The 11,532-nt window shown below is 40.3% G+C and carries 9 protein-coding genes; 8 read left to right on the top strand and 1 reads right to left on the bottom strand.

The annotated features are described in order from the left end of the window. Positions 1-92 precede the first annotated feature (92 nt). From ACQ96U_RS08135 to ACQ96U_RS08110, 6 genes are all read left to right on the top strand, one after another. A complete protein-coding gene (locus ACQ96U_RS08135) occupies positions 93-479 on the top strand; it encodes a hypothetical protein (RefSeq protein WP_431720746.1) in 387 nt (128 codons plus the stop codon). Between the two features lie 301 nt (positions 480-780). After that, entirely contained in the window at positions 781-1,509 is a 729-nt protein-coding gene (locus ACQ96U_RS08130) for a glycoside hydrolase family 25 protein (RefSeq protein WP_431720745.1), read from the top strand. 51 nt (positions 1,510-1,560) lie between these two features. After that, positions 1,561-3,693, top strand: coding sequence for an ATP-binding protein (locus ACQ96U_RS08125; RefSeq protein WP_431720744.1), 2,133 nt, complete (start codon positions 1,561-1,563; stop codon positions 3,691-3,693). Between the two features lie 12 nt (positions 3,694-3,705). Beyond that, on the top strand, positions 3,706-6,159 hold the full coding sequence (locus tag ACQ96U_RS08120) for a GNAT family N-acetyltransferase (protein WP_431720743.1): 2,454 nt from the start codon (positions 3,706-3,708) through the stop codon (positions 6,157-6,159). Next, positions 6,146-7,153, top strand: coding sequence for a reverse transcriptase domain-containing protein (locus tag ACQ96U_RS08115; protein ID WP_431720742.1), 1,008 nt, complete (start codon positions 6,146-6,148; stop codon positions 7,151-7,153). The genes ACQ96U_RS08120 and ACQ96U_RS08115 overlap by 14 nt, the downstream gene beginning before the upstream one ends. Positions 7,154-7,619: 466 nt before the next feature. Then, positions 7,620-8,738 (top strand): patatin-like phospholipase family protein, encoded by a 1,119-nt coding sequence (locus ACQ96U_RS08110; RefSeq protein WP_431720741.1) that lies wholly within the window; start codon positions 7,620-7,622, stop codon positions 8,736-8,738. 505 nt (positions 8,739-9,243) lie between these two features. On the opposite strand, the gene ACQ96U_RS08105 is transcribed toward ACQ96U_RS08110, so the two are convergent. Beyond that, positions 9,244-9,669, bottom strand: coding sequence for a hypothetical protein (locus ACQ96U_RS08105; protein WP_431720740.1), 426 nt, complete (start codon positions 9,667-9,669; stop codon positions 9,244-9,246). Between the two features lie 401 nt (positions 9,670-10,070). Between ACQ96U_RS08105 and ACQ96U_RS08100 the strand changes: the two genes are divergently transcribed. After that, a complete protein-coding gene (locus ACQ96U_RS08100; RefSeq protein ID WP_431720739.1) occupies positions 10,071-10,643 on the top strand; it encodes a DUF4255 domain-containing protein in 573 nt (190 codons plus the stop codon). A 13-nt stretch (positions 10,644-10,656) separates the two neighbouring features. Beyond that, the gene (locus ACQ96U_RS08095; RefSeq protein WP_431720738.1) at positions 10,657-11,520 is read left to right on the top strand and encodes a hypothetical protein; all 864 of its coding nucleotides are present in this window, start codon (positions 10,657-10,659) and stop codon (positions 11,518-11,520) included. The last annotated feature ends 12 nt before the right edge of the window (positions 11,521-11,532 follow it).

The raw sequence follows: 11,532 nt of genomic DNA, 5'->3' as shown, positions 1-11,532 counted from the left end.
TTGTCCAGATAAAATCCATTATAAAAAATTGAGGTGGTGTAAGCTTTATATGTGTACCCAAATAAAATTATTTTTGGAAAGGGATATTTTTTATGTCTTACAGTACAAATAAGCTTTTGCTAGAGACTGGAAGTGAATTTCATGGTTTGTTATTGACATATCCAGTCGAATTGGATTTGCTTGATGCAGGGACATCCAGTGAGATAGTCCGAGTCAGTCTTTCATTAGTTATCAGTGGTGTAAAATATGGTAGCGTTGACGGCAAAGAATTTCCTGTTTGTTTTGGTATAAATGAACACAGCATCATTTATACCAAAAACTGTTTATTGAGTGAAAATGAGCCATTAACAATGTTATGGGAGGGTGAATTAAAAAAAGAATTAGGTAAGGTTAAGTTTTATAATGGCATAAAAGGTGTTAAAGAAAATTTTGTTAAACCTACAGGTAACAGTTACATCGAGTTTACTGCACAAATATAAAACGTTGTGATAATCCTTTTGTTGATCGATGTGTTTGGTTTTTTTCTTCCTGATACTCCGTGGTGAGCGTTGTTTAGCAGGACGCTCTGTCTTTAAGCTTGTTTCACAACAAGCTTTTTTTTTGCCCTCTTGTTGCATTATTTATTGATGGTGTTTATGACATTGAATGTATGAATAAATATTCTCACTATTCCTATGTTTTACCATCTAAACAGTTGTTTTTACCCGCTGTTTATTTTTAATGCGTATTAAACTAAAGACAACAAAGCAAGTAATTCACTCAATACAGGAAACAACTAAAATGGATTTGCGCTCAAAAATCAAACTAAACCACTATTTCAGATTAATACTGATGTTGTTTTTAATAGCAACGACACTCACGTTGGTTTTTAATACGTCACCCTTGTTTGCCGGTGGAGGGAATAAACTGATTCATGGTATTGATGTTTCCTATTATCAGGGTACGATTAATTGGAAAAAAGTAGCAAAAAATAATATTGATTTTGCCTTTGCTAAGGCTACGGGAGGCGTTTTTTTTACAGATCCTCAGTTTGAAAATAACTGGCATGGGATGCGTGCGGTAGGCATTAAGCGAGGGGCTTATCATTTCTTTTATGCCTCTGAAAGCGCACAGGAGCAAGCGCGACACTTTCTTAATACTATTCGCAAATTAACTCCCACGGATTTACCCCCTGTGTTGGATGTAGAAATATTGGATAATACTGAACCGGCATTACTACGACAAAGGGTGATCACATGGCTTAAAATTGTTGAAGAAAGAACACAAAAAACTCCAATTATTTACAGTGATTTATATTTTGCCAGACAATATTTAAATGACCCTCGCTTAAGCAAATACCCATTATGGGTGGCAGATTATAGTAAACAATTGGGAGCGTTACCTTCAGTTTGGCGTCAACAAGGTTGGTTATTTTGGCAGCACTCCGAAAATGGACGTGTTCCTGGCGTAAATGGTGCCGTGGATTTAGATATAGGGTCGAGCAAGCTATCCATTAACCATAGTCGATAAAAAATACTCGTTATTAATTAGTATAACCCCTCATGAAGCGTATAAAGCACTATGAAGCCTTTTGATAACGCAATACAACAAGTTGCTTATATCATTGATTCGGCATTTGCGCTGTTTCAACAACAAACCTCGGATCGTGTGGGGGCAGTACAGTTAACACCCGAACAGTGGGCTCAGCAACGGGATGAACTGGTCGATTCCATTGAACAGTTCCCTCCCGTGACATTACTGATGAGCCGGTTTGGACTTGATAACATTATGGTTGTTATCGTTTTAATGGTGGTATTAGCGAGCCAACAGCCGATATATCAACATATATTGGCAAAAATGCAAAAAAAATCGGCTGATGGTTTGCCTTGCCTTGATATTTTATTACGTTTGCTTTGTTCGTCTCATGAGCAGCAACAACATTACACAGTATTATTAGGTGCTGACTCGATTTTATTTGTCTGGCAATTGTTGCTTATAAACGATGATCACTTGCCCGTTATACATCGCGAGTTGACACCGAATAAAACACTGGCAGTATTATTTGATCAAAGTAGCGTGCCGTATCCGATACCACCGGCTCAAGACCGTAATTGGTGCTTGCAGCTCATTGCTTCACCCAGTAGAGACGATAATCCCTGTTGTGTATTGGATACCGCGATTATTGAGGCGTTAAACCTGCAACCTGTTAAATTGGTGCAATTACAAGGACAGTCAAACTATACACGGCAACTGCAGGCGATAGGTATTGCTCGAGAAAAACAACAGGCAATATATGAGCTTACGACAGATCGTTGGAGTGTGTATGAACAGCCCGTCCCATTACTGAAGGACTTACTGTGCTTTATCAGCTTTAATAATGCTATTTTATATTGGCCTGATGGTTTAGAGGCTTTACATAAATACCCACAAGCGGCCTATTTGATAGGGGAGTGGATAGCATTAGGTGATAATCGATTAATAGTGGGTAACGCAGATTTTACCCCCTGGCCAACTTGCCTGGCCCTTCATCAACCCTTGCGGTTTAGTCTAACCCCGCTCACGGTTAACCAGCAGGTGCAGTATTGGCAGCAATTGATCAAGGCTTACATACCCCCACAGGTTCAGCAAACTGATATTGATTGGCACAGTGTAGTTAACCATTATCATTTAACACCCGAAACCATGCTACAAGTCTGCATACAGCTGCAGCAAATACAACAAGAGACGAGTAACCCACCACCGCTTACCCAAGATAGCGTATTAACGGCCTGTCAGGATATGACCACTGCTAGCTTAGCTAATGTGGCAATACGTGTGGAGCCATGCTGGAATTTACAACAGCTCGTAGTGGCAGGCAGCACCCAACAGAATTTAATGGAATTAATTAAATTTTTTCAGTTACGCCAGCCGTTACGGCAAGCAGGCATTATAAAACACCGAGGGCTATTTGCGTTATTTTGGGGGCAACCTGGTACAGGTAAAACCATTGCTGCTGAAGCTGTGGCAAAAGAGTTAGCATTACCCCTTTATCAAGCCAATTTAGAAAGGATCGCGAGTAAGTGGATAGGTGAAACCGAAAAACATTTAGCGGCACTGTTTGATGAGGCTGAGCGTAACCCATGTGTATTATTGATTGACGAAGCTGATGCCTTATTTGCCAAGCGCACCCAGGTAGAAAGTCATCAAGATAAAAACAGTAATTTAGGGGTGAGCTTTTTATTACAACGCATCGAGACGTTTAATGGAGTATTACTGTTAGCCAGTAATTATCAAGAAAATATTGACCCTGCCTTTTTAAGGCGTATGCATTTTAGTATTCAGTTTAAAGTGCCCAATAGTGCCCAGCGGTTAACCCTATGGCAACAGTATTTAGGGAATAAAGTGCAATTGGATAATGCAATCAATCTGGAACAACTTGCCAATGATTTTGTGCTCACAGGTTCTAACATTAACAACATTGCTCTACACGTGTTACGTCAAGCCATCATGTTAACCGATTCGTCATTAATTAAATGTATGGCAACAGAATCAGCAGCAGAATTTCAGACCCAATCATTAACAATAAGCAAGGCACAATTAAAACAGGCCATGCTGCAGGAATATCAAAAAATAGAGCAAGACACGGCCGCCGTACAGTTTTTAAAGCGTTGGGAAAAATCACCTGCAAATCCAACAAGCCCTATTAATAGTAAACAACGGTTAATGGCCATGTAGCGAGGGAAAAAAATGTCTAATTACCGAACATCTACGCAGTGCCAACCGTCCAATGCACATAGCCAACCGGCAACTGAATTGCCCATTGCCAGTTTATGGCAAACATCAAGTCATGCCCAACAACAGGAGACATTATTACCCATGCCATTATGCCCTGTACCTGCCTCAACAGCGATTCCGGGGGCGGAGTATCATTCCTTTCACCAATCTCCTATATGGGCAATGCAACGGGCGTATTTTCAACAAATGGGTATCAATGCCTGGCGGCAAGGCGACGTGCCCCATTATATTACCAGCACACCCCTTTTAGCAGATCACTATGCAACTATTATCGTGAATTATTTAAAGGAAGGCTTAACTAATGATTTAATTAATTGTAGGGAGCCTATTTATTTGTTAGAGCTGGGGGCGGGCTGTGGCCGTTTTTCTTATTTATTATTAAAAAAACTGGCCAAAAAATGGAATGAAGTGGGGGTATACACAACCGACCGTCAATTGATTGATATAAATGATATACCACTGGTGTTATTAATCAGTGATTTTGTTGAAAATAATCGGGCGTTTTTAGCTAATCATCCTTATTTAACGCCTTATATTAAAAAAGGGCTGGCACAGGTGATCCCCTATGATGCGGCAAAAGGGGATGATCAATTAGTCCCGTGGTTAGCTAATACCACTAATCCACTGATTACCATCGCCAATTATTTTTATGATAGCTTGCCTCAAGCCTTGGTCTATTACCATTATGGGCAATGGTACAGTGGTGAAGTGGCATTAATCGATAAGCGGGATCAACCCGAAAATAATACTCATGAGGATAATCCCGAGGGCAAAGGCCCATTTGCTCAACAAGTGCCTCATTATCGCTGGCAACCTATCGACCATCTTGAGCAATGGTGTACTACATTAGCGGCACAAACAGCACTGACCGCCGAGACCATCAATGGGTTATTGCACTATTATCAAACCCGACTGATGAGTAATCCCTTATTAATTCCTGTAGGGGCATTGAGTGTTATGGCTCAACTGCGGCGATTAACCCAAGATAATCTGTTAGTGCTGAGCGCTGATCAAGGCGGGTATGATCGAGATTGGTTAACCCATATGCCCATTCCTTCGCTCACCGCTCATGGCAGTTTTTCGTTGCCTGTTAATTTTGATGTGATAACACGGTTTTTTAGCAGTGAAAAACCATCCTCGGATCATCGTATTTGGTGTTGTCAACAAAAACATCGGTTGGGTGGGCTAGTGTTACAAGCCATTTTAGTGAATCCCGGTGATTATGAGTGCACTCGCACCTACAACACCATCGAAAAAATCGTGAAAGGGTTTAATGGTGATGATTTTTTTGTGATTAAACGAGCCTTGCATGATCAACTGGAGCAACTCACTCCAGACCAAATGCTCAGTTATTGTCGGCTAAGCCAGTTTGATTATAAAGTGTTGGCCCTGTTTTTGCCTCGATTGTTAGAGCAAGGGGTGCCCATTAGCCAACGGCTCACCTGGTGTGAGGTATTAACCCGATGTTGGGAAAACTTCTTTCCACTGGGGAAAGAACAGCATAATTTTGCCTTTAATTTAGGGTTGTTCGCGGTGGATTTAAGCCATTGGCGCTTAGCCAAGCAACTGTTTAAGCATTGTATTGTATGGGAGGGTGAGTCTTTAGCCTTACACCACAACTTGGGGCTATGTTATTACAGCACCGGTTATACCACACAAGCGGTGGACTGCTTGCAACAAGCTTTGGCACTAGACCCTGATGATGCTCAAACCCAACAGCTATATGGGGAAGTAACGCGGTGGCAACAGCACTGTGCTCAATTAACTTGGTATTTTCCATCACAGGCCCAACAGGGCGATCTTAGGTTAGAGCCGTTAGGTATACAGCATGGTAGTGAGTTTTTGTTGCAGTACCGTAATCCCTCAATTGCTGCATTAACCCGGCTTTATACCCTTGATAGCTTTGCGGCGGTGCAACAATTTATTCACAAACAGCAACAAAACCCACAACGTGCACTATTTGCCGTATTGCATCAGGACTATGGGTTGGTGGGGGTGGTCAGCTATGAATGGTCGGCATCAGTGGGCTATTTTTACTTTTGGACCGGTACTGATTATCAACAGCAAGGGTTTGGGCGACAGGCGGCGGAATTGGCTTGTCGCCAGGCACAAGCGTTAGGCTTAACTCAATTATTTACGACAACGTGGCATTTTAATAACCCTTCTATCAAAACGCTAACCCTGGTGGGTTTTGAGTCCATGGGTTGTGTTAGCCACAATCAAGGGTATTTGGAATATTTCTATCAGAAGCGATTAATTGAGAATGAGAACATAACTCATGACCCCACACCAGATATTGAAATACTTAAACGATTATTAGCTGCAATGGGGTCGAATATGACGCTGGAAGTGAATAAAACAATCAGTAGTGAAGGACTAGGAAATACAATCAATGACACTGATTGAGCAAATCGCCCATGATGATACCTTAAATGAGGCATATGCCTGGGTGTGCCACAGTCGTAAAAAGAGTCATCCTAATAATTCGGTGTGGCATTTGCGCTTTCACTGGGATCACATTAAACCCCGTATTCAACAACAATTACGTCAAGGGAAGTATACTTTTTCACCCTGTAAAGCATGTAAAATCGATTGCCATTCCATTGGGGTTTGGCAGGCAGAAGATGCACTCGTGCAAAAAGCCATGTCGCTCGTGCTGGCGAAAGCTTTGCAGCCTTATTTGAGTAAACAGTGTTATCACCCCAAAGGTCATGGTGGTGTCAAACAAGCTGTCATGAAAGTCGCCCTTAACTGTGGTTGCTATGTGCATGTTGTAAAGTCTGATGTGAAATCTTATTACGCATCGATAAAACATGATTTATTAATAAAACAATTACAGTGTTTTATTAATGATGGCATGGTGTTGGATTTAATTAAGCAATTTTTACATCATTTAGATGATGTCAATGGCGAACTGTTTTTGACTGAGCAGGGTATTAGCAAAGGGTCGTCATTAAGCCCTTTATTAGGTGCCATTGCGTTATCAGATTTGGATAACAGGTTATCAGCCTTTGCTGAAAAACATCAGTTATTGTATATCAGATTCATGGATGATTGGGTGGTACTCACTCGAACTAAACGGCAGTTGAGAAAAGCCGTACGCTTAATGAATCAGGTGCTAAATACCCTGCACATGGAAAAAGCGCCAGATAAAACGTTTATTGGGCGAATTGCAAAACAGTTTGATTTTCTTGGCTATCGTCTAGGACCTTCCGCGGGTTTAGGCGTGTTATTGGCCAAAAACACCTTAATTAATCATCGTGACAAATGCCTTCGGCTTTATGAGCAAGCAGCCCCGGTTGAGGTTGTGGAGGCGTATGTTAAACGGTGGTGGATTTGGGTGCGGAGCGGGGTAGTTTTGAGGGATGGGTTGGCGGTGGGAGTGGGGTGCTTAGGCTAATTATAGGGTGTCCTTTTCTATTTTATTAGCAAATAATCATCATTAAACACTTTATTGGGAGCCATTGCGTGATTAAATAAGGCAAACATTCAATCAGCGTTTGTGAAACGCGTAAAGGAACGCGAAGACGATACATGGACGACAAAGTAAAACAACATGGAAAACTACAAAAAGTCAAACGCGCTAAAAAGAGAAAAAAACTAAACGGATGAAATGAAAAAATTCGGGAAAATGATACGCGAGTCAAAAAAAAAATAAAAAACAAATAGGTCTAGAGGGACGAAAGAAAAACAAGATTGAAACAGATATACAAAGAAAGAACGAAAAAGACGAAAAGAACGGACGCGAAAACAGAAACGAATATCCTCGACACCCACAAGTGTGAGACTGAAAATGAAATTCAAAAAACTTTACGAAAGTAGCGTAACTCGACCAGGGACGAACCGGAAATAGAAGGGAGTTAAAGATGGAAGCAATAACGAAGGGGCTGAGCCTGGAAGGTGGAGGAGCTAAGGGGCGGTCTTATGGAACGGCATTGAAACACCTAGACTTGAACCAGTATACAGTGGTGGGCGGTAGTTCCGCGGGAGCAATAACGGCAGTTCTCGTGGCAAGTCGGTTGAGTAATGATGAAATCGAAAGAGCCGCCAAAATACCAATGAAAACGCTAGTCACAAGAGAGACATTTAAAAGATATAACAAACGAACAGCTGCAAGCGCTGTACTGTGGGCCTCTGAACGCGCAACAGAGTCAGACACACAAAAGGTGCGACAACAAATAGGAAAACTCGTGCAACCAGCACTCGAGCGATTGAGCGAGTTTCTAAATGACGAAATTATGGAATTAACAAGTGATGACGACGTGGAGAAGGCCAGAGATTTGATCCCTGTGAGCGCCTTGGTTCATAAAGCAGCGAAAAATCCCGTCGATGACTATACGTTTGGAGTGATAAGAAAGGCAAGACTGGTGATGGGTAAATACTACAACGAAAAGGACTCACCGAAGGACCTGCTAATAACAGCCACGGCGCTGAAACCCACAAGAGCCGCGTTAATCGCGAAAGAATGTGGGCTTAGAGTGTTTAGCTCGAAAAAAGCAGAAGACGACCACGTACCAATTCCAAAAGCGGCAGCAGCGAGCGGTGCATTCCCAGGGGTTTTCTCTCCAGTGTGGATAGACCACGTGCCCTACATCGATGGTGGAGTGATGAATAATGACCCTTCAGATGAAGTATTGAAGGTTACGACGGGTACAGTAACCTCGCTTAGACTAAATCGTATAAAAAAGCTAAAGAATAGGACAAACGCAGCCATAGGTATAGCAACGCGCCACTTAAAACATAAAGCATTGCGTTCGACCGAAGGGAGGTATACCCTCAGTAAAAAACTAATGAAAAAAACACATAAAAACAAAATAAGATCGACAAAGGCACAAAAGGAGAGGTTAATAGAGATGGACGTACAACCGCAAAAAATAGATACCCTATGGATGGATCCTGAAGATAACGAAGCGAAACAGGCAGATGTGTCAGTAATGAACAAAATGCGTAGATATCAACAAACTATAGTGGAACGCAAACTATGACCGACCGTGACTGATTAAGGCAATGGTTTGGTTGAAGAGGGCTATAGGATTAAAGCGCGGCAAACAAAATGAAAAAGGGAACGAAAATAGAAAAGTCGTGAAATACGTCAAGGCAAAAGAGAAATGGAACGTGGGGGAAAACGAAGAAACGACGTGTCTATACGAACAAACTCCGCTGGATTCTCAATTAATTAAAAGGAACGGAGTAACCAGAAAATGTGAGAGTGCAAAAGGGTTATATAGGTGAGGGATGTGGTAAATGAAGTGGATGAAAGGAAAGGAAGGGGGGGAAACAGACAATAGGAATAATAGGCTGAGATGAAAAGACCTGAAATAAAAACTTTGAAAACGCTGATATAAAATGAAAAAAATAGACGGAAATAGCAGATGACTTAACATGGAAACAAGAGGGATAATAATACTTGAGGAGGCTGGTAAAACCATCCCTCGTGAGGAAAAAACGCATAAGATAATGTTAAGTCTTTAAAGTGCATCCTTCAGATAGTTAATTTACATCCGATGGTAGGTTCTCGATTTTATAGATAAAGGTTGCACCTAATGCGGATAAAAATCCGAGTAATCCACCTAATACGATATGAAATGCCTGAGTTGCTGTGGCTAACCGTGCTTGATGGTTCGCTACCTCTTCTTTAATCATTGAACGAAATAACACCAGAGTTTCCTGATTTTGGGCGTTGGCTAATAATGATTGTTGGCTTTGCAATAAAACATCCGTTGGGCGATGAATAAATGCAAAATAACCAGTCGAAAAAAATAAAAATAGGTAAACGAGTAATAAAAAATACGTGAGAATTGATCGCTTGTTTTTAAAAGGTTTTGCCTGATAATTTGCTATGCAATGTGCGTGAGACGCCCGTGATTCAGTTGAGTGGTTTGGTTCATCGTGATTATTATTACGGGTATCCGACATAATGTTGCTCCCTAAAAAAATGTGATCAAACAGACATAGACTAAATGGTGAAAGTGATTTTTGGCCACAAAACTCCCGAAACTAAAAAACAGGATGACCTACGCGTGAGATTATGAACATGATCCAACTGTAAATGCCCTTAAATGCTTCACCACATGCCAAAAGACGTCTAAATAATACAATGTAAACGATAACATTCTAATAATCCAAATGGATGAATAGTGAGTGTGACTTCGAAAACTATCGAGTTTAACCCAAAATAAAAAAGAAACATGGCAAAAGCAACGAAAATGATGGTGAATGAACGTACGTAAAGATAAGGAAGTGCATAGAAAAAACCACTTAAAGGTTTGTTATACCTGCTAGATTATAAAGACATACAAAACAAAGAAAGACGACCTATGATTAATGCAGCTATAACCCTATTAGCCGATCAATTAAACAGTTTTTTACGAAGAAAAAATAGTTTGCATAATGACTTGGTCGTTGTTTCTAATTTATATGACATGGAAAAAGAAAAGCAGGATGTTATTAAAAATAAGCTGGTGGTGAACTTAGTGAATATTCAACGGATTACCACACCGCAGTTACAGGCACAGGGAATTCATCAAGGCAATAGTGTTGTAGAGCATGAGCCTCCTTTATTTCTCAACCTGTATTTATTATTTGCGGCCCATTTTGATTGTAAAAACTACAGTGAATCGTTGGCAACGTTATCCGATACACTCGGTTTTTTCCAACGCAAACCTACTTTTGATCATTATAATTCGCCTTGCCTTGATGCAGGCATTGAAAAATTAGCGATGCGAATAGAAAATTTAACATTACATGAGTTAAGTAATTTGTGGAGTATGATGGGAAGTAAATATTGCCCATCACTACTGTATCAGGTGCAACTGATAACCTACTATGCCGATGATATAAAAACGACGCACTCTGCGATAGCAAGCCCCACGACAGAAGAGCATCATTAATGGATCAACTATCATGAGTTATGAACCACTACTACAAATAAGCTTAAAAGGAGAATATTTCGCAGATAATAGTGTGCCTGATCCAACTTTTAAATTAACCAAGGATTCACAGAAGTTTATACAGAATGCGGGTTTAATCTGTAAGCCTATGAGCAGTGGTATCAATGTACTATACGATACGGTTCGATTTGCTAACTATGTAAAGAGCAACACGATAATAAATACTCAAAAAAACAATTACCTAGAGTGGAAGGTTGATCTAAAAACTGATTTAGTCTATAGGGTTATAGACTGGTGCTATCCAGCAAATAACAAGGTTTTTTATTTTGTAAGTGATTATTTTACAGAAACGGTTAAACATGCCAATGACTACAGGCTATACCCAGAAGCGAAGCATTTAATTGAAATCGACAATGTGTGTGTGCGAGAGGTCTTAACAAGCCGAGAAAAAATACAGAAACCATTATGCATTATTAAAATAAAACTAACAAATGACGTGTTGAATAATATAGTAAGAAAAAATCAAATACGTGGTGTGCAGAACTATACTATAATATTTAAAACGGCGAGCGTATACTGGAGTTATCTGTTAAATGAAACAGTATTTAAAGGGAATTATGTTATTAAAGACAAGTTTAATGAACTGGCCTTTAATGATTTAGGAAAAACGCGGTTAGCCAATGGCAAAACAGCAACGTGTTTGAGGAGTAATAGGCTTATACCTTTATACGAAAGGAGTCGCTACTGGTTTCAGTTATTAGATAGTAACCAACAGGTATTGATAAAACGTTTACCCGTAGCGTCACCTCATCAAATAGTTCAAAGTACTATTGAAAATTCAAACCAAAAAATAGCCAATATATATGTTAATTATTGAGACAAGGAGCAT

Origin of the sequence: Zooshikella sp. RANM57 (assembly GCF_050749885.1) — a bacterium.
In the GTDB taxonomy this organism is placed as follows: Bacteria; Pseudomonadota; Gammaproteobacteria; order Pseudomonadales; family Zooshikellaceae; genus Zooshikella.
Note: the sequence above shows the minus strand (reverse complement) of the source record. Positions and strands in the feature narration are given on the sequence as shown.